12 protein-coding genes, 2 rRNA genes and 1 pseudogene are annotated in these 19,147 nt (G+C 68.0%); 9 read left to right on the top strand and 6 right to left on the bottom strand.

The genetic code is table 11. The features are described from left to right. Positions 1 to 6: 6 nt before the first annotated feature. Genes hemG through QM779_RS06005 form a run of 5 tightly spaced genes read right to left on the bottom strand, consistent with a single transcriptional unit; the run spans position 7 to position 4,844 of the window. Positions 7 to 1,413 (bottom strand): protoporphyrinogen oxidase, encoded by a 1,407-nt coding sequence (gene hemG / locus QM779_RS06025; RefSeq protein ID WP_428533144.1) that lies wholly within the window; start codon positions 1,411 to 1,413, stop codon positions 7 to 9. Further along, the gene (locus QM779_RS06020; protein ID WP_428533141.1) at positions 1,410 to 1,820 is read right to left on the bottom strand and encodes a hypothetical protein; all 411 of its coding nucleotides are present in this window, start codon (positions 1,818 to 1,820) and stop codon (positions 1,410 to 1,412) included. Before QM779_RS06020 ends, hemG begins: the two co-directional genes overlap by 4 nt. Further along, complete coding sequence (locus QM779_RS06015) at positions 1,817 to 2,560, bottom strand: radical SAM protein (protein WP_428533138.1); 744 nt, start codon at positions 2,558 to 2,560, stop codon at positions 1,817 to 1,819. Before QM779_RS06015 ends, QM779_RS06020 begins: the two co-directional genes overlap by 4 nt. Position 2,561: 1 nt before the next feature. After that, a complete protein-coding gene (hemE, locus tag QM779_RS06010) occupies positions 2,562 to 3,593 on the bottom strand; it encodes a uroporphyrinogen decarboxylase (RefSeq protein ID WP_428538312.1) in 1,032 nt (343 codons plus the stop codon). Positions 3,594 to 3,599: 6 nt separating this feature from the next. After that, the gene (locus QM779_RS06005) at positions 3,600 to 4,844 is read right to left on the bottom strand and encodes a glutamyl-tRNA reductase (RefSeq protein ID WP_428533135.1); all 1,245 of its coding nucleotides are present in this window, start codon (positions 4,842 to 4,844) and stop codon (positions 3,600 to 3,602) included. A gap of 130 nt (positions 4,845 to 4,974) precedes the next feature. Between QM779_RS06005 and argC the strand changes: the two genes are divergently transcribed. The 6 genes and pseudogenes from argC (at position 4,975) to argH (ending at position 11,649) form a co-directional block, all read left to right on the top strand. Continuing rightward, positions 4,975 to 6,006, top strand: coding sequence for an N-acetyl-gamma-glutamyl-phosphate reductase (gene argC, locus QM779_RS06000; RefSeq protein ID WP_428533132.1), 1,032 nt, complete (start codon positions 4,975 to 4,977; stop codon positions 6,004 to 6,006). A 115-nt stretch (positions 6,007 to 6,121) separates the two neighbouring features. Beyond that, positions 6,122 to 7,276 (top strand): bifunctional glutamate N-acetyltransferase/amino-acid acetyltransferase ArgJ, encoded by a 1,155-nt coding sequence (gene argJ, locus QM779_RS05995; RefSeq protein ID WP_428533129.1) that lies wholly within the window; start codon positions 6,122 to 6,124, stop codon positions 7,274 to 7,276. Further along, positions 7,273 to 8,160 (top strand): acetylglutamate kinase, encoded by an 888-nt coding sequence (gene argB, locus QM779_RS05990; RefSeq protein WP_428533126.1) that lies wholly within the window; start codon positions 7,273 to 7,275, stop codon positions 8,158 to 8,160. Before argJ ends, argB begins: the two co-directional genes overlap by 4 nt. After that, positions 8,157 to 9,701, top strand: a complete 1,545-nt coding sequence (locus tag QM779_RS05985) for an acetylornithine transaminase (RefSeq protein WP_428533123.1) — start codon at positions 8,157 to 8,159, stop codon at positions 9,699 to 9,701. The genes argB and QM779_RS05985 overlap by 4 nt, the downstream gene beginning before the upstream one ends. Next, positions 9,698 to 10,186, top strand: a complete 489-nt coding sequence (locus QM779_RS05980) for an arginine repressor (protein ID WP_428533120.1) — start codon at positions 9,698 to 9,700, stop codon at positions 10,184 to 10,186. Before QM779_RS05985 ends, QM779_RS05980 begins: the two co-directional genes overlap by 4 nt. 66 nt (positions 10,187 to 10,252) lie before the next feature. Further along, positions 10,253 to 11,649, top strand: a pseudogene (argH, locus tag QM779_RS05975) (argininosuccinate lyase). A 211-nt stretch (positions 11,650 to 11,860) separates the two neighbouring features. On the opposite strand, the gene QM779_RS05970 reads toward argH, so the two are convergent. After that, positions 11,861 to 12,190, bottom strand: coding sequence for a hypothetical protein (locus QM779_RS05970; protein WP_428533117.1), 330 nt, complete (start codon positions 12,188 to 12,190; stop codon positions 11,861 to 11,863). A gap of 84 nt (positions 12,191 to 12,274) precedes the next feature. Between QM779_RS05970 and tyrS the strand changes: the two genes are divergently transcribed. From tyrS to QM779_RS05955, 3 genes are all read left to right on the top strand, one after another. Continuing rightward, complete coding sequence (gene tyrS, locus QM779_RS05965; RefSeq protein WP_428533114.1) at positions 12,275 to 13,540, top strand: tyrosine--tRNA ligase; 1,266 nt, start codon at positions 12,275 to 12,277, stop codon at positions 13,538 to 13,540. A gap of 658 nt (positions 13,541 to 14,198) precedes the next feature. After that, positions 14,199 to 15,717 (top strand): 16S ribosomal RNA (locus tag QM779_RS05960). 324 nt (positions 15,718 to 16,041) lie between these two features. Then, positions 16,042 to 19,147, top strand: a 23S ribosomal RNA gene (locus QM779_RS05955). The 16S and 23S rRNA genes sit together here, the layout of an rRNA operon.

The following is a 19,147-nucleotide window of genomic DNA, read 5'->3' as shown; positions in this document are numbered from 1 at the left end:
GGCACCCTAACTGGAAACAGATGTGCTGGTGGCCAGAGCGATCCCCGCCTGGCGGCGACCGTCCGCGACGCAGTCGGGAACGCCTACACCGTGCAGTGCGGAGCCGGCCACCCGCCAGGCCGGCAGGTGGGCGAGCCCTGCCTCCGCGGCCGCCACGCGCGCGGGGTGTCCGACGGTGTACTTCGGCATGACGGACTGCCAGCGGGCGACCCGGGTGAGGGTGGGCCGCTGCCTCGCGCCGAGCACCGTCCCGACGTGGTCGACCACCCGTTCGAGCAGGACGTCCTCCGCGGCCAGCGCGATCTCACCGAGCCGTTCCGGGACGAAAGCGCGGATCAGCACGGCGTCCTCCGGGGCCCTGCCCGCCCACTTGGCCGAGCTCACCGTGATGCCGCTGATCGGCGCGGGATCGGCCTCCAGCCAGCCGTGCGTCTCCACCGGTGTGGCGAACGCGGACGCGGGGTAGCAGAGGGTTACCACGGTGGAGGTGGCCAGTGGCACCCCCGAGAGGGCCCGTGCGGCCTCGGGTGCCGGCACCGCCAGGAGCGCTGCCGAACTGGCCACTCCACCGGCCAACACCACCGCGTCCGCCGCCTCGACCGTCCCGTCGCCGAGCACCGCCTCGACGCCGCCCGAAGGGCTCGGCCGCAGTTCAGTCACTCCGGTGCCGGTCCGCAGATCGGCTCCGGCCTCCACCAGCCGGCCGGAGACCGCGTCCACCAGGCTGCCCAGCCCGCCGCGCAACGTCCGGAACGGCGACCCGGGGCCGCGGCCGGCGGCCCTGGTCTTCCTCCCGGACGCGAGCGCAGCCAGCATCAGGCTGCGGTGCGCGGCTTCGTCGGCCCTCAGCGACGGTAGGACCGCGTCCAGGCTGAGCTCATCGACGCCGGCGCCGTAGATGCCGCCCACCATCGGGTCGGCGAAGCGGCGGACGATGCCCCCGCCGAGCCGCGCCCGCAGGAACGCGCCGATCGCGACGTCCTCACCGTCGCGCAACTGCCGGGGCAGGACGAGGTCGAGGCCGGCGCGGAGCTTGTCGGCAGGGGAGAGGATCCCGGTGGTGACGAACGGGCCGAGCCGCGTGGGCAGCACCATGCCCATCCCCGCGGGCAGCGGACGCAGTTTCCCGCGCGAGCGCAGGTAGACGACCCGCGCCCCGGTGGTACCGACCAGGTCGTCGCCGAGGCCGACCTCGGTGGCCAGCCGGGACGCCGCCGGCCGGTAGCTGACGAACGAGTCCGGCCCGTGCTCGATCAGCAGTCCGTCGGCGTGCTCGGTGTGCAGCTTTCCGCCGAGCCGGTCCGAGGACTCGACCAGCAGCACGTCGGCCGGCGGGCGTTCCCCGTCCCCGCGGGCGGCCTCCCAGGCCGCGGCGAGTCCGGTGATGCCGCCCCCGACGACCAGCAGCCTCACCGGGCGAGGCTCGCGCCCGGCTTGGGCACATACGGGCAGAGCGGGTCGGACTCGAGCGGGTCGCCCGTCCAGGCGTAGGCCCGTGCGCGGGAGCCGCCGCACCAGTCGTGGTACTCGCAGGCGCCGCAGCGTCCCTTGAACTGGTCGGGGTCGCGCAGGGCACGCATCACCGGCTGGTCGCGGTACAGGCTGACCAGCGACGCGTCCTTCACGTTGCCCACGCTCAGCGGCAGGAAGCCGGACGGGGTGACCTCGCCGAGGTTGGAGACGAACACGATCCCGTTGCCGTCGCGGATGCCGAACGAGCGCGACAGCGGCAGCGACTCTACCTCCTCCTTGGACTTGCCCGCGCGCAGCATCGGCGCGGCCATCAGCCGGCGAAAGTGCATGGCCTCGGTGGTCTTCACGCGGAACGACGCCTCGCGGTTCGCCCGCGCCGCCCACAACAGCCACTTCTCGGCCTCGCCGGGGAGAGCTCGGTGAGCTCGGTGCCGCGTCCGATGGAGATCAGGAAGAACAGGCTCCACTGCATCAGGGTGTGCGCGCTGAGCAGCTCGTACACGGCGGGCAGGTCGGCGGCCGTGGTGGCGGTGACCAGCGTGTTCACCTGCACGGGCAGCCCCGCCTCCGCGGCGATGTCGAGCGCCTCGATCGTGGCGTCGAAGGTGCCGGGCACCATCCGGACGCCGTCGTGGAAGGCCGCAGTCGACCCGTCCAGCGACAGCGAGATGGCCTGGACGCCCATCTCCTTCATCCAGAAGATCCGCTCGCGGGTCAGCAGCGGGGTGACCGCGGGGGCCAGCGAGACGCCGATCCCGCGTTCGGTCGCGGCAGCGAGCAGTTCGGGCAGGTCGGGACGCCGCAGCGGGTCGCCACCGGTCATCACGACGTGGGGCAGCGCCTCGCCGGGGCCGGCGAAGCCGAGGATGTCGTCCAGCAGGGCGATCGCCTGGGTCGTGGAGAGTTCGCCCGGCATCGCGTCCGGCATCGCGGTGGCCCGGCAGTGCCGGCAGGCCAGGCCGCAGGCGTTGGTGAGCTCCCAGTAGACGATCATCGGCGCCCGGTTGTACGCCCAGCCCTCCGGCTTGACCGCGCCGATGCCGTGGGCGTGGCCGTGGGCCGGGCGGGTGGTGGTCGGGTGCGCCATGTCAGGACTCCTCGGGCGGGATCGAATGCACCAGCTCGACGAGCCGGGTGAGCGTGTCGGGGTCGGTCGTGGGCGGGACGCCGTGGCCGAGGTTGAAGACGTGTCCGGGGGCGGCAGCGCCGCGGCGGACGACGTCGCGCGCGGCGGCCTCCAGCGTCGGCCAGTCGGCCGTCAGCAGGGCCGGGTCGAGGTTGCCCTGCAGCGGCACATCGCCGCCGAGCAGGTCGGACGCCTCGTCCAGGCCGATGTCGGACGCCACGCCCACCACGTCGGCGCCGGCGGCACGCAGGTCGCGGAGGAGGTCCCTGGTGGCGGTCCCGAAGTGGACGCGCGGAACGCCCAGGTCGGCGACGGCGGCGAACACGGCGGCCGAGTGCGGCTGGACGGCGCGCCGGTACTCCTCGGGGGAGAGCCGGCCCACCCAGGAGTCGAACAGCTGCACGGCGGACGCGCCGGCGCCGATCTGCGCGCGCAGGAAGGCGGCCGTGATGCCGGCCACCCAGCCCAGCAGCCGGTGCCACGTGTTGGGATCGGACGCGAGCAGGGCGCGGGTCGCGGGCAGGTCGCGGTCGGGCCGCCCTTCGACGAGGTAGGAGGCGAGCGTGAACGGCGCGCCGGCGAAGCCGATCAGAGGGACGTCACCGAGCCGATCCACCGACAGCGCGACGCCGTCGCGGACCGGCGCCAGCGCGTCCGGGTCGAGCTCGGGGAGGGAGGCGACGTCCGCCGCGGTGCGCACCGGCGCGTCCAGTACCGGTCCCACGCCGGGGACGATGTCGACGCCGACCCCGGCCAGCCGGAGCGGAACGACGATGTCGGAGAAGAAGATGCCGGCGTCCACGTCGTGCCGCCGCACGGGCTGGACGGTGATCTCCGCGGCCAGGTCCGGGTCGAGGCAGGCGTCCAGCATCGACGTGCCCTCGCGGATCGCCCGGTACTCGGGCAGCGAGCGTCCGGCCTGCCGCATGAACCAGACCGGCCGGCGGCTGACCTGCGCACCGCGGTAGGCGGCCAGCAGCGGTGCCGCCTGCAGGGGAACTCACGCGTCAGCCTCGACCTCGATGCCGAACAGCGTCTGCAGGGCGTGGGAGTAGTCGGCGAGTTCGCCGGTGCGGGCGAGTTCGGCTGCGCGCAGCGACGGCGTGTGCAGCAGGGCGTTCGACACCCGGCGCAGGGAGCGGGCCACCGCTGCGGCGGTGTCGGGGTCGTAGCGCCGCGCCGCGGCCTCGATCTCGCGCTCGATGAACTGGCTGACGTGGGCTCGCATCGCCGTCACGGCGGGTGTCGCCGCGCGGCCCTGCTCGAGGTGGAGGTAGGTCTCCACGCCACGATTGACGAGGTCGCGCGCGGCGAGCACGGCTGCGGTCTGCCCGGCCGGGGCGTGCGCGCCGATCTCCTCCAGGTCGATCAGGTCGACGAACAACAGGTCTCCGGCATCGGGGGCGACGTCCCCGGACAGCGACAGGTCGAGGACGGGCAGCAGCGCGGTGAGCCCGGAGCGGGCGCGGGTCAGCAACCCGGCGTCGATGCCGGCACCGGTGGACCCCTCGCTGCCGCTGCAGGTGACCAGCAGGTCCGCGGCGGCCAGGGCATCGGCGAGGCCGTCCATCGGGACCGGCCGGACGGGGTGGGACTCGGCGAAGCGGCCCGCCCTGTCGGTGGAGGACCAGACGAGGATGTCGGTGCAGCCCCGGCGCTGGAGCGTGGCGGTGACCACGCGGGCGTAGCTTCCTGTGCCGACCACGAGGGCGGTGCGGCCGGCGAGCGCGAAGTGCCTCTGCTCGACGAGGTCGAGGCCGACCTGGGCGATCGAGCGCCCGGCCGCACCGAGGTCGGTCTGCGACGTGACGGCCTTGGCCGTGGTCAGCGCGGCGTGGAACAGGCGATGCAGGGACGCGCTCGCGCGGTCGCCGGACGCGGCGAGCGCCTCGCGGACCTGACCGATGATCTCGGCCTCGCCCACCACCATCGAGTCGAGCCCGCTGGTGACCTCGAGGAGGTGCTGGACGGCCGCCTGGCCCGCGTACACCTGGAACTGGTCGACGAGGGCGCGGTGGTCCTCGGGGAGCGAGCGGCGCAGGGCGCCGAGGACGAGTTCGAGGCCGCCGTGGAAGCTCTCCGACTCGAAGTACACCTCGAACCGGTTGCAGGTGCTGAGCAGGACGAGGCCCGGCAGTTCCGCCGCGTCGAGTTCGGCCAGCGACGGCTGCGTCACCTGACCCAGCTGTGCCAGGTCCTCGAGCGGGATGAGGTGGTGGCTGACGCCGACGGCGGAAACGGGCACGCCCAGCATGGTAAACCCTTCTCGGGCCCGCCCTTTCCGCGGCGCCCGGCCCGCACGGGCAGACGACACGATCGGATCAAACCGTGGACACGGGTGGAATATTCATTCGTGCTGCGGCATAGTCATGCTTATGACGATCAAGGTCGCGGTGGCCGGAGCCACCGGCTACGCGGGCGGGGAGGTGCTGCGGCTCCTGCTCGGCCACCCCGAGGTGGAGATCGGCGCGTTGACCGCCGGAGCCAACGCGGGCACCCCGCTGCTGTCCCACCACCAGCACCTCACGCCGTTGGCCGGCCGGACGGTGGAGGCCACGACGCCGGAGGCGCTGGCCGACCACGACGTCGTCTTCCTCGCGCTCCCGCACGGCCACTCCGCCGCCGTAGCCGCGCAGCTGGGTCCCGACGTGCTCGTGGTGGACGCGGGCGCCGACCATCGGCTCAGCGACCCCGCCCAGTGGCGGAAGTTCTACGGCAGCGACCACGCCGGCACCTGGCCCTACGGCCTGCCCGAGTTGCCCGGCCAGCGCGAGGTGCTGGCGAGCACCCGCCGGATCGCCGTCCCCGGCTGCTATCCGACCACCGTGACGCTGGCCCTGCTGCCCGCGCTCACCGGCGGCCTCGTCAGCGGCAGGGACGTGGTCGCGGTGGCGGCGAGCGGCACGTCCGGCGCGGGCAAGTCGCTCAAGGCGAACCTGCTCGGCTCGGAGGTGATGGGCTCGGCCAGCGCCTACGGCGTCGGTGGTGTGCACCGGCACGTCCCGGAGATCCTGCAGAACTTCGCCCTGCTCGGCGCGGAGGCCCCGACCCTGTCGTTCACGCCCGTGCTCGCCCCGATGGCGCGTGGCATCCTCGCCACGGTCACCGCACCGCTGCCCGCGGGCATCCCGGTCGACGTCGTCCGCTCCACCTACCTCGCCGCGTACGGCGACGAGCCGTTCGTGACGGTGCTGCCCGAGGGTCTGTGGCCGCAGACGCAGTCGATCGTCGGCTCGAACGCCGTCCACGTCCAGGTCACGGTGGACGAGGCCGCCGGACGGCTGGTCGCCGTCGCAGCCCTCGACAACCTGACCAAGGGCACTGCCGGCGGAGCCATCCAGTCCATGAACATCGCCCTCGGCCTCCCCGAAGCTCTCGGCCTCACCACGGTCGGAGTCGCACCGTGAGCGCGGGCCTTGTCATCCGGGGCTCCACCCGGGATCTCTCCCTCCCCGTCATCCCGCCCATCCTTCCTGTCATCCCGGGCTTGACCCGGGATCTCTCTCCGAACGGAGCCGCACAGTGAGCGTCACCGCAGCCAAGGGGTTCACCGCCGCCGGTGTCTCCGCCGGGATCAAGGCGTCCGGCAAGCCGGACCTGGCCCTGGTCGTCAACGAGGGGCCGGACGCGCACGCCGCCGCCGTCTACACCTCGAACCGGTTCACCGCCGCCCCCGTCCAGTGGAGCCGGCAGGTGACGGCGAACGGACGCCTGGCCGCGGTCGTCCTGAACTCCGGCGGCGCCAACGCGTGTACCGGAGCGGCCGGGCTGGCGGACGCGAAGCAGATGGCCGAGTGGACGAGTGCGGAGGTTGGCTGCGCTGTCGAGGACGTCGCCGTGTGCTCGACGGGACTGATCGGCGTCCGGCTGCCCATGGACGCGGTGCTGACCGGCATCGAACTCGCCGCGCAGGACCTCGCGTCCACCGGCGGCCCGTCCGCCGCCGAGGCGATCCGCACCACCGACACGGTCGCGAAGCAGGCCGTGTACACCTCGCCCGCGGGCTGGACGATCGGCGGCATGGCGAAGGGTGCGGGCATGCTCGCGCCGGCGCTGGCCACCATGCTCGTCGTGATCACGACCGACGCGGTCGTCCCGCCCGCCGGGCTCGACGCCGCCCTGCGCACCGCGACCGGCTTCACCTTCGACCGCACGGACTCCGACGGCTGCATGTCGACGAACGACACGGTCGTGCTGATGGCGTCCGGCGCGTCCGGTGTGGCGCCCGACGCCGCCGAGTTCTCCGAGGCGCTGACCGGGGTGTGTGCGGACCTGGCCCGGCAGTTGCTGGCCGACGCCGAGGGCTCCGCCCACGACATCGAGGTGCGCGTCGAGGGCGCGGCCACCGAGGCGGACGCTCTCGCTGTCGCGCGCGCGATCGCCCGCAGCAACCTGTTCAAGTGCGCCGTCTTCGGCAACGACCCGAACTGGGGCCGCGTGCTCGCCTCGGCCGGCACCGTCCCCGCCGAGTACGACCCCGAGCACGTCGACGTCGCGTTCAACGGCGTCCGGGTGTTCGTGGACGGCCAGTTGGGCGCCGACCGCTCCGAGGTGGACCTCACCGGGCGCGACGTGCTGGTCGAGGTGCACCTGCACGCCGGGGACGCGTCCGCGGCGATCTGGACCAACGACCTCACCTACGACTACGTCAAAGAGAACGCGGAGTACTCCTCATGAGCGATGCGGGCAGCAAGGCGGAGATCCTGATCGAGGCCCTGCCGTGGCTGGAGAGCTACGTGGGGAAGACGATCGTGGTGAAGTACGGCGGCAACGCGATGGTCGACGACGACCTCAAGGCGGCGTTCGCGAGGGACATCGTGTTCCTGCGCACGGTCGGGGTGAAGCCGGTGGTCGTGCACGGCGGCGGCCCGCAGATCTCGTCGATGCTGAAGCGGCTCGGCATCGAGAGCGAGTTCCGCGGCGGGCTGCGGGTGACCACGCCCGAGGCGATGGACGTGGTGCGCATGGTGCTGATGGGACAGGTGAACCGCGAGCTGGTGGGCCTGCTGAACGCGCACGGTCCGCTCGCCGTCGGCCTCTCCGGTGAGGACGCCGGGCTGCTGATCGCTGAGCGCAAGGGCCTTGAACTGGACGGGGAGGAGATCGACCTCGGCCTGGTCGGGGAGGTGGCGGAGGTGAACCCCGGTGCTGTGGTCGACCTGATCAACGCGGGCCGGATCCCCGTGGTCGCGACGGTCGCCCCTGACGAGGAGGGCCAGGTGCACAACGTGAACGCCGACACCGCCGCCGGTGCGCTGGCGGCGGCGCTGGGGGCCGAGCGGCTCGTGGTGCTCACCGACGTGCCGGGCCTGTACCGGGACTGGCCGCACTCCACCGAGGTGATCCGCCAGATCGACGTGGACGCGCTGGCCGCGCTGCTGCCGACGCTGGCGTCCGGCATGATCCCGAAGATGGAGGCGTGCCTGAACGCCGTGAAAGCGGGCGTCCCCAAGGCCACCGTGATCGACGGCAGGGTCGCGCACTCATTGCTGCTGGAGATCTTCACCGACGCAGGGGTGGGCACGATGGTGCTCGGCCCGTCCTACCGGGCGCTGTCATGAGCGTCGTCGCGACCGGGGGCAGCCAGGCGGAGCTGACCACGCGGTACACGCACGCGGTGATGAACACGTTCGGGCCGCCGAAGCGGGTGTTCGTCCGTGGCGAGGGCGTGTCCCTGTGGGACGCGGACGGGAACCGCTACCTCGACCTGCTCGCGGGGCTGGCCGTGAACGCGCTGGGCCACGCGCACCCGCAGGTGCTCGGGGCGATCTCGGCGCAGCTGTCGACGCTGGGACACGTGTCGAACTTCTTCGCGACGCCCACCCAGATCGCGCTGGCCGAACGGCTCGCGGGCTTCGCGACGGTGAACGCGCCGGGGACACCGGCCCGGGTGTTCTTCACGAACTCGGGCACCGAGGCGAACGAGGCCGGGTTCAAGATCACCCGGCGGACCGGCCGGACGAAGCTCGTCGCGATGGAGGGGGCGTTCCACGGCCGCAGCCTCGGGGCGCTCGCGCTGACGGCGAACCCGGCGTACCGGGAGCCGTTCGAGCCGTTGCCGGGTGACGTCGTGTTCGTGCCCTACGGCGACGCGGACGCGCTGGCCGCGGTGCTGGACGAGACCGTTGCGGCGGTGATCGTCGAGCCGATCCAGGGCGAGAACGGCGTGGTGGAGCCGCCGTCGGACTTCCTGGTGAGGGCGCGGGAGCTGACGACCGCCGTCGGCGCACTGCTGTGGATCGACGAGGTGCAGACCGGGCTGGGTCGCTGTGGCGCCTGGCTGGCCAGCTCCGCGTCCGGGGTCACGCCCGACATCGTCACGTTCGCGAAGGGCCTGGGGAACGGGTTCCCGGTCGGGGCGTGCGTCGCGACCGGGGCGGCGGCGTCCCTGCTGGGTCCGGGTTCACACGGGACGACGTTCGGAGGCAACCCGGTGGCCGCGGCGGCAGGGCTCGCCGTGATCGGGATCATCGAGCGGGACGGCCTGCTGGACCGCGTGGTCGCAGCGGGGGAGCGGCTCGCGTCCGGGATCCTTGGCCTCGACCACCCGCAGGTGACCGCCGTCCGGGGACGCGGCCTGCTCCGCGGCGTGGTGCTCGCCGACCCGATCGCTGCCGCCGTTGCCGAGGCGGCCCTGGACGCCGGCTTCGTGATCAACGCCCCCCGACCGAACGTGCTCCGGCTCGCCCCGCCGCTGACCATCAGCGATGCCGACATCGACCGTTTCGTCGCCGCGCTGCCCGCGCTGCTCGACGCGGCCGCGTCGCCCGCCGGTACCTCGGGGGCGCGCACTCCCTCGCATTCGGTGGCGTCGCCGTCGGCCTCCGGTGGGTCGGCTTCTGGCGGGTCGGCTTCGGCGCAACCCGGTTCGGTGCCGCGCACACCCGTGCCGCCCGCTTCGGTGCCGCCATCTGATGGCACGCCCGCAGCGGCATCGGCACCGGAAGACGCTGTCCCCGAGCACCTCGCGACGGCAACGACTTCGGGCGGGCCGACACAGGCCCAGGAGCCGCTCGGCAGGGACACGACCCCAACCCCGAACCCGACCACGACCCCGACCCCGGCCGATGCCTCCCCAGCTCCAGCCGGCGGGCAGCCATGACCGAGCAGCGCACACCGATGACCAAGTCGGCGCGCCAGTCGCGGATCGCCGAGCTCATCGAGCGCGAGTCGATCCGCAGCCAGGCCGACCTCGCCGGCCGGCTGGTCGACGACGGCATCGCGGTCTCCCAGGGCACCCTGAGCAAGGACCTCCTGGAGCTGGGCGCGGTCCGCGTCCGCACCTCGACCGGCGAGCTCGCCTACGCGCTGCTGGCCGGCGAGCACGGCCCCGGCGCGCCGTCAGCCGAGGCGCGGCTGGCCCGACTCTGCGGGGAGCTGCTGCTGTCGGCGGAGGGCTCGGCCAACCTGGCGGTCCTGCGCACGCCCCCGGGTGCCGCGCAATTCTTCGCGTCCGCCATCGACAAGGTCGGCTGGACCTCCGTCCTCGGCACGATCGCCGGCGACGACACCGTGGTGCTCGTCACCAGGGCGGCCGACGGCGGGGCCGCGATGGCGGAGGCCTTCCTCGGCCTTCACCTGAGCTGAGCCGTATCGTCATCCCGCACCACCTTCCTTCCCCGACACCGGGGCCAGAACTCCGAGAGGACCACCATGACCGACGCCACTGACAGCGGACGCCTGTGGGGCGGCCGCTTCGCCGGCGGCCCGGCGGAGGCCATGTTCGAACTGAGCCGGTCGACGCAGTTCGACTGGCGGCTCGCCCGCCACGACCTCGCCGGTTCGAAGGCGCACGCCGTGGCGCTGCACGCCGCGGGGCTGCTCACCGACGACGAGTTCGCCGCGATGGAGATCGGGCTGGACGAACTCGACGGCGACGTCGCCTCCGGAGAGTTCGTCCCCGCCCCGACCGACGAGGACGTGCACGGCGCGCTCGAGCGCGGCCTGATCGAACGGGTCGGCGCGGAACTCGGCGGACGGCTGCGGGCGGGGCGCTCCCGCAACGACCAGATCGCGACGCTGATCCGCGCCTACCTCCGGGACGCCAACCAGCTCCTGGCCACCGACCTGCGGACGCTCGCCGGCGCCCTGGCCACGCAGGCGGAGGCGAACCTCGGCGCGATCATGCCCGGCCGCACGCACCTGCAGTCCGCGCAGCCCGTCCTGCTCAGCCACCATCTGCTCGCCCACGCCTGGCCGCTCGTGCGCGACCTGCAGCGGCTCCACGACCTGGACGCGCGGCTCGCGGTCAGCCCGTACGGGTCGGGTGCGCTCGCGGGGACGTCGCTGGGCCTCGACCCGGAGTTGGTCGCGCGAGAGCTGCGCTTCGCCTCGTCCGTGCCGAACAGCATCGACGGCACCGCGGCCCGGGACCTCGTGGCGGAAGAGGCGTACGTGCTCGCCCAGATCGGGGTCGACCTGTCCCGGCTCAGCGAGGACGTCATCCTGTGGTGCACGCACGAGTTCGGATTCGCGACGCTCGACGACGCGTGGTCGACCGGGTCGAGCATCATGCCGCAGAAGAAGAACCCGGACGTCGCCGAGCTCGCCCGCGGCAAGGCCGGACGCCTGATCGGCAACCTGGCCGGCCTGTTGGCCACCTGCAAGGGGCTCCCGCTCGCGTACAACCGCGACCTGCAGGAGGACAAGGAGCCGGTCTTTGACGGCCTCGACCAACTGCGCGTGCTGTTGCCCGCCATCACCGGGATGGTGTCGACGCTGGTGTTCCACCACGACCGCATGGCCGAACTGGCGCCGCGCGGGTTCTCGCTGGCCACCGACGTCGCGGACTGGCTGGTGCGCCGCCGGGTGCCCTTCGCCCGCGCGCACGAGATCGCGGGTGCGTGCGTGAAGTACTGCGAGGCGCGCGGCATCGAGCTGTCCGACCTGACGCCGGCACAGCTCGCCGAGATCTCCCCGGAGCTTTCCGACGGCGTCCTCGACGTCCTCACCGCCGACGGCTCGGTCGCGTCCCGCAACGGACGCGGGGGACAGCGCCCGACGCCGTCCGCGCCCAACTCGCCGAGCTGCGGGCCGCCCTGACTCCCTGACCGTCCACGACAAGGTGGACGCTTTGTCGCGAGTTCACAGCAGATGCGTCCACCTTGTGGTGGACGCTTCCGCGGGGGCGACCACCCGCCTCATTCACCTCGTTCAACGGACGGTTCCGCGGGACCGGCTGCCGTTCCGTCCACGTTGTGGTGGACGGTTTGTCGCGAGTTCGCCGCGCATCCGTCCACCTTGTGGTGGACGCAGGCCCGCTCAGCTGACCTCGAGGCGGTCCCAGCGTCCGCGGGTGCGGCGGAACACGCGAAGGTCGGTCCAGGTGGCCAGCCGGCCGACGGCCGCGGCGAGGAGGCGTGCCGCCTGCCAGGCGGACGCGTCCTCCTCGGCGTCGTTGCCGGTCGGCACCACGAAGCGGACGGTCACCCTCGGCGCGCCCGTCCCCCTGGCCAGCGGCTCGACGTCGACGAACGAGTCCTCGACGTGCCAGCCTGACGCCACCGCCGCTCGCGCGGCCTCCAGCACGGACGCCGGGTCGACGCCGGCGTGGACCTCCACGATCCCCGCGCTGGCCCTGAACGACGCCATGTGCCACCTCCGGGAGAAGGCTACGGTGCCGTCCTGACACCCCGGTGCGGACGGAGCCGAGACGCCCCAGTACGCTTACGCAGCGTGAATGCGGTGATCGACGAACTGACCTGGCGGGGCTTCATCGCCCACTCGACCGACCCGGACGCGCTGGCGTCCGCCTTCGACAGTGGGCAGGTGAGCTCCTACGTCGGGTTCGACCCGACCGCGCCGAGCATCCACATGGGCAACCTCGTCCAACTGATGCTGGCCCGCATCCTCCAGTCCGCCGGCCATCGCCCCTACCTGCTGGTCGGCGGGTCGACCGGGCTCATCGGTGACCCGAAGCAGAGCTCGGAGCGCAACCTCAACCCGAAGGAGATCGTCGGGGAGTGGGTGGAGCGGATCAGGGCGCAGGTGAGCCGCTTCGTCGATTTCGACGGGCCCGCCGCGGCGGTGGTCGTCAACAACTACGACTGGACGTCCGAGATGTCCGCGCTGGACTTCCTGCGCGACATCGGCAAGCACTTCAGCGTGAACCGCATGCTCGACCGCGAGGTCGTCAAGGCGCGCTTGGAGTCGGGGATCTCCTACACCGAGTTCTCCTACGTCCTGTTGCAGTCGCTGGACTACCTGGAGCTGTTCCGACGGCACGGCGTCACGCTGCAGACCGGAGGCTCCGACCAGTGGGGCAACATCACCGCCGGCGTGGACCTGATCCGGAGAGCCGAGGCGGCGCGTGTCCATGCACTGGCCACGCCGCTGCTGACCAAGGCGGACGGGACGAAGTTCGGCAAGACCGAGTCGGGCACCGTGTGGCTGGATCCCGCCATGACGAGTCCCTACGCCTTCCACCAGTTCTTCCTGAACGCCGAGGACGCGAAGGTCGTGGAGTACCTGCGGATCTTCACCCGGCGCAGCGCCGAGGAGATCGACGACCTGGGCAGGCAGACCATGGAGGCCCCGCACCTGCGGGCGGCGCAGCGGGCCCTCGCCGACGACATCACCGACCTCGTGCACTCGCCGGCGGAACGGCAGGCTGCGACCGCAGCCGCGTCCGCCGTGTTCGGACGCGGGGAGCTCCGCGACCTCGACCCGGCGGCGCTGGAGGCTGCGACGGGGGAGCTCGGTGCCGTGCGGCTGGAGTGCGGGGACGAACTGCCGACTGTGGTGGACGCCCTGGCCGAGTCGGGGATCGTCTCGAGCAAGTCGGCCGCCCGCAGGGCGATCGCCGAGGGAGGCGCCTACCTGAACAACGTCAAGGTCACTGACGTCGACGCCCGGATCGGGTCCGGGGACCTCCTCGACGGCCGCTTCCTCGTCCTCCGCAGGGGCAGGAAGACGGTCGGAGCGGTCGAGATCGTGCGCTGAGCACGGCAGACACGCCCGGGCGTCCGTCCGATTTGACCACCGCGTTACACCTGCGTAATCTTCATCGAGCGCTGCCGGTGACACGGACGAAGTCGGAACTCCGACACGGCCGAACCGGGCGCCGAACCCACCAAGATCCGCACGGATACGGTGTGTGCCCATGCCAGGGCCCACCAAGGTCCGCAACGGTGTCGCGGGCGGGGGAGGGAAGAAGGAACCGATTTGACAGCCGGCTCCCGACTCCGTAAAGTAAGACGAGTGCCCCGAGCGGAGGTCGAAGACCGAAGCAGAGGTGCGAAACCCGATCTGACTAGGCCAAACGGTCCAGCCAGGGAGGAAGTGGGAGAGCTTCCCCGATTTGACATCGAGAAAGCGACTCACTAAAGTAAGTCGAGTTGCTCCAAGCAATGGTCTGAAAGCCAGAGCGCGGAACGCACCCGAAACTTGAGAACTCAACAGCGTGCTTTAAAAGTCAATGCACAATAAATGCACTCCTCGGAGTGCGAAATCAACCCCGTCCCGGGGATGTGCCAGACGCAAGTCGAACACTGACCCGGAACGGATTCCTTTGATTATTGAGCAGATTCAGCAATGAGTCTGCGTCAGTATCAGACCGAAGTTGACGGTAACCGGGCATAAAAGCCCACACCGAAATTTTTCAACGGAGAGTTTGATCCTGGCTCAGGACGAACGCTGGCGGCGTGCTTAACACATGCAAGTCGAACGGTGACGAGGAGCTTGCTCCTCTGATCAGTGGCGAACGGGTGAGTAACACGTGAGCAACCTACCCTTGACTCCGGGATAACAGCTGGAAACAGCTGCTAATACCGGATACGACCCTGGCGGGCATCTGCCGGGGTGGAAAGCTCCGACGGTCAAGGATGGGCTCGCGGCCTATCAGCTTGTTGGTGAGGTAACGGCTCACCAAGGCGACGACGGGTAGCCGGCCTGAGAGGGCGACCGGCCACACTGGGACTGAGATACGGCCCAGACTCCTACGGGAGGCAGCAGTGGGGAATATTGCACAATGGGCGAAAGCCTGATGCAGCAACGCCGCGTGCGGGATGACGGCCTTCGGGTTGTAAACCGCTTTCAGCAGGGACGAAGCGCAAGTGACGGTACCTGCAGAAGAAGCACCGGCTAACTACGTGCCAGCAGCCGCGGTGATACGTAGGGTGCGAGCGTTGTCCGGAATTATTGGGCGTAAAGAGCTTGTAGGCGGTCCGTTGCGTCGGAAGTGAAAACTCAGGGCTTAACCCTGAGCCTGCTTTCGATACGGGCGGACTTGAGGGATGTAGGGGAGAACGGAATTCCTGGTGGAGCGGTGGAATGCGCAGATATCAGGAGGAACACCAGTGGCGAAGGCGGTTCTCTGGACATTTCCTGACGCTGAGAAGCGAAAGCGTGGGGAGCAAACAGGCTTAGATACCCTGGTAGTCCACGCCGTAAACGGTGGGCACTAGGTGTGGGACCCATTCCACGGGTTCCGTGCCGTAGCTAACGCATTAAGTGCCCCGCCTGGGGAGTACGGCCGCAAGGCTAAAACTCAAAGGAATTGACGGGGGCCCGCACAAGCGGCGGAGCATGCGGATTAATTCGATGCAACGCGAAGAACCTTACCTGGGTTTGACATATACCGGAAACATCTGGAGACAGGTGCCCCGCAAGGTCGGTATACAGGTGGTGCATGGCTGTCGTCAGCTCGTGTCGTGAGATGTTGGGTTAAGTCCCGCAACGAGCGCAACCCTCGTTCTATGTTGCCAGCGGTTCGGCCGGGAACTCATAGAAGACTGCCGGGGTCAACTCGGAGGAAGGTGGGGATGACGTCAAGTCATCATGCCCCTTATGTCCAGGGCTTCACGCATGCTACAATGGCTGGTACAAAGGGCTGCAATACCGCAAGGTGGAGCGAATCCCATAAAGCCAGTCTCAGTTCGGATTGGGGTCTGCAACTCGACCCCATGAAGTCGGAGTCGCTAGTAATCGCAGATCAGCAACGCTGCGGTGAATACGTTCCCGGGCCTTGTACACACCGCCCGTCAAGTCATGAAAGTCGGTAACACCCGAAGCCGGTGGCCTAACCCTTGTGGAGGGAGCCGTCGAAGGTGGGACCGGTAATTAGGACTAAGTCGTAACAAGGTAGCCGTACCGGAAGGTGCGGCTGGATCACCTCCTTTCTAAGGAGCCATTGGCAGGCCTAATCAACCTGTCCAGCGCTTCGTTCCATCGCACACGTCGATGGCGGAGCAGGCACCCAAGTGGAACATTGACCATTAAGTTGAGCCACCTGGCTCGTCAGTACAACCGTCCGGTTCGCCGGCGGAGTGGAACCTCGAGACCAGGAGCTGAGCCCAAAGCACGCTGTTGGGTCCTGAAGGGTCGGTTGCTCAGCAACAACTCTTCTGCGGACCAGCTGCCGGCCTCGCCACGTGCGGAGTCGACCCTGGGACCGCCCGTTACTTGAGAACTGCACAGTGGACGCGAGCATCTTTGTAGTGAAATAACAAGCTACTAAGGGCAGTCGGTGGATGCCTAGGCATCAAGAGCCGATGAAGGACGTTGTAACCTGCGATAAGCCCCGGGGAGCTGGTAAACGAGCTTCGATCCGGGGATCTCCGAATAGGGAAACCTCGAAAGAAACCGGAGTAATGTCCGGCGACCTCTACCTGAACACATAGGGTAGTTGGAGGGAACGTGGGGAAGTGAAACATCTCAGTACCCACAGGAAAAGAAAACAACCGTGATTCCGTAAGTAGTGGCGAGCGAACGCGGAAGAGGCCAAACCCAGTGTGTGTGATAGCTAACAGGCGTTGCATGCTGGGGGTAGTGGGGCCGCTCCGACCAGGCTGTTAACTGGTCAGGGAGTCAAAAAAGATCAATGAAGTCGAAGGACTCTGGGAAGTTCCGGCACAGAAGGTAACACCCCTGTAGACGTAAGTTGATCTCTCCCGAGCGTCACCCCAAGTAATGCGGAACCCCTGAAATTCCGCATGAATCTGGCGGGACCACCCGTTAAGCCTAAATACTCCTTGATGACCGATAGCGGACAAGTACCGTGAGGGAAAGGTGAAAAGTACCCCGGGAGGGGAGTGAAATAGTACCTGAAACCGATTGCCTACAATCCGTCGGAGCCTGCAAGGGTGACGGCGTGCCTTTTGAAGAATGAGCCTGCGAGTTAGTGGTACGTGGCGAGGTTAACCCGTGTGGGGAAGCCGTAGCGAAAGCAAGTCCGAATAGGGCGACATAGTCGCGTGCTCTAGACCCGAAGCGTAGTGATCTATCCATGGCCAGGGTGAAGCGACGGTAAGACGTCGTGGAGGCCCGAACCCACTTGGGTTGAAAACCGAGGGGATGAGCTGTGGATAGGGGTGAAAGGCCAATCAAACTACGTGATAGCTGGTTCTCCCCGAAATGCATATAGGTGCAGCGTCGCGTGTTTCTTACCGGAGGTAGAGCACTGGATGGTCTAGGGGGCCCACAAGCTTACCGAAATCAGCCAAACTCCGAATGCCGGTAAGTGAGAGCGCGGCAGTGAGACTGTGGGGGATAAGCTTCATAGTCGAGAGGGAAACAGCCCAGAACACCAGCTAAGGCCCCTAAGAGATTGCTAAGTGGAAAAGGATGTGGAGTTGCACAGACAACCAGGAGGTTGGCTTGGAAGCAGCCACCCTTGAAAGAGTGCGTAATAGCTCACTGGTCAAGTGATTCTGCGCCGACAATTTAGCGGGGCTCAAGCAATCCGCCGAAGCTGTGTCATTCGCCTTGTAACCAGGCCTTCGTGGTCCAGGTGGGCGGATGGGTAGGGGAGCGTCGTGTGCGCGGTGAAGCGGCGGGGTAACCCAGCCGTGGAGAGCACACGAGTGAGAATGCAGGCATGAGTAGCGAATGACGGGTGAGAAACCCGTCCGCCGAATATCCAAGGGTTCCAGGGTCAAGCTAATCTGCCCTGGGTAAGTCGGGACCTAAGGCGAGGCCGACAGGCGTAGTCGATGGACAACGGGTTGATATTCCCGTACCGGCGAAACAACGACCCTGCCGAGGTGAGTGATGCTAAACACGCAAGAGTCGGCGGCGGACTTCGGTCCAAGCCGGCTTGAGTCTGTGACCCGAACTCATATTAGGCAAGCTGCGGAGGGACGCAGGAAGGTAGCCCAACCCGGGCGATGGTAGTCCCGGGCTAAGTGCGTAGGGCGAGGTGTAGGCAAATCCGCACCTCACGTGCCTGAGACATGACGGCGAGGAAGCCTCTGGCTTCTGAAGTGGGTGATCCTATGCTGCCTAGAAAATTTTCGTGAGCGAGTTGTTAGCCGCCCGTACCCTAAACCGACACAGGTGGATAGGTAGAGAATACCAAGGCGATCGAGAGAATCGTGGTGAAGGAACTCGGCAAAATACCCCCGTAACTTCGGGATAAGGGGGACCTGACGTGTTACCGGACTTGCTCCGGGAAGCACTGAGGGTCGCAGAGACCAGGCCCAAGCGACTGTTTACTAAAAACACAGGTCCGTGCCAAGTTGAAAGACGATGTATACGGACTGACTCCTGCCCGGTGCTGGAAGGTTAAGGGGAAGTGTCAGCGCAAGCGAAGCACCGAACTTAAGCCCCAGTAAACGGCGGTGGTAACTATAACCATCCTAAGGTAGCGAAATTCCTTGTCGGGTAAGTTCCGACCTGCACGAATGGAGTAACGATTTGGGCGCTGTCTCCACCACGAACTCGGCGAAATTGCACTACGAGTAAAGATGCTCGTTACGCGCAGCAGGACGGAAAGACCCCGGGACCTTTACTATAGTTTGGTATTGGTGTTCGGTACAGCTTGTGTAGGATAGGTGGGAGACTTTGAAGCAGGGACGCCAGTTCTTGTGGAGTCAACGTTGAAATACCACTCTGGCTGTTCTGGATATCTAACCTAGGTCCATTATCTGGATCAGGGACAGTGCCTGATGGGTAGTTTGACTGGGGCGGTCGCCTCCCAAAATGTAACGGAGGCGCCCAAAGGTTCCCTCAGCCTGGTTGGCAATCAGGTTTTGAGTGTAAGTGCACAAGGGAGCTTGACTGTGAGAGGGACACCTCAAGCAGGGACGAAAGTCGGGACTAGTGATCTGACGGTGGCACGTGGAAGCGCCGTCACTCAACGGATAAAAGGTACCCCGGGGATAACAGGCTGATCTTGCCCGAGCGTCCATAGCGACGGCATGGTTTGGCACCTCGATGTCGGCTCGTCGCATCCTGGGGCTGGAGTCGGTCCCAAGGGTTGGGCTGTTCGCCCATTAAAGCGGCACGCGAGCTGGGTTTAGAACGTCGTGAGACAGTTCGGTCCCTATCCGCTGCGCGCGTAGGAATCTTGAGAGAGGCTGTCCTTAGTACGAGAGGACCGGGACGGACAAACCTCTGGTGTGCCAGTTGTTCTGCCAAGAGCACGGCTGGTTGGCTACGTTTGGAAGTGATAACCGCTGAAAGCATCTAAGCGGGAAGCACGTCTCAAGATGAGGGTTCCCACAGAGTTAATCTGGTAAGGCCCCCGGAAGACCACCGGGTTGATAGGTCGGATGTGGAAGTGCAGCAATGCATGGAGCTGACCGATACTAATAGGCCGAGGGCTTGTTT

The sequence above is a fragment of the Propionicimonas sp. genome (assembly GCF_049840635.1).
Taxonomy (GTDB): domain Bacteria; phylum Actinomycetota; class Actinomycetes; order Propionibacteriales; family Propionibacteriaceae; genus Propionicimonas.
The sequence above is the reverse complement of the archived record's forward strand: the minus strand, read 5'-3'. Positions and strand labels throughout refer to the sequence as shown.

Coding starts and splice junctions, on each gene's coding strand:
- QM779_RS06015 (WP_428533138.1), bottom strand. CDS start 2,560: ATGGCGCACCCGACCACCACCCGCCCGGCCCACGGCCACGCCCACGGC.
- argC (WP_428533132.1), top strand. CDS start 4,975: ATGACGATCAAGGTCGCGGTGGCCGGAGCCACCGGCTACGCGGGCGGG.
- argB (WP_428533126.1), top strand. CDS start 7,273: ATGAGCGATGCGGGCAGCAAGGCGGAGATCCTGATCGAGGCCCTGCCG.
- QM779_RS05985 (WP_428533123.1), top strand. CDS start 8,157: ATGAGCGTCGTCGCGACCGGGGGCAGCCAGGCGGAGCTGACCACGCGG.
- QM779_RS05980 (WP_428533120.1), top strand. CDS start 9,698: ATGACCGAGCAGCGCACACCGATGACCAAGTCGGCGCGCCAGTCGCGG.
- QM779_RS05970 (WP_428533117.1), bottom strand. CDS start 12,190: ATGGCGTCGTTCAGGGCCAGCGCGGGGATCGTGGAGGTCCACGCCGGC.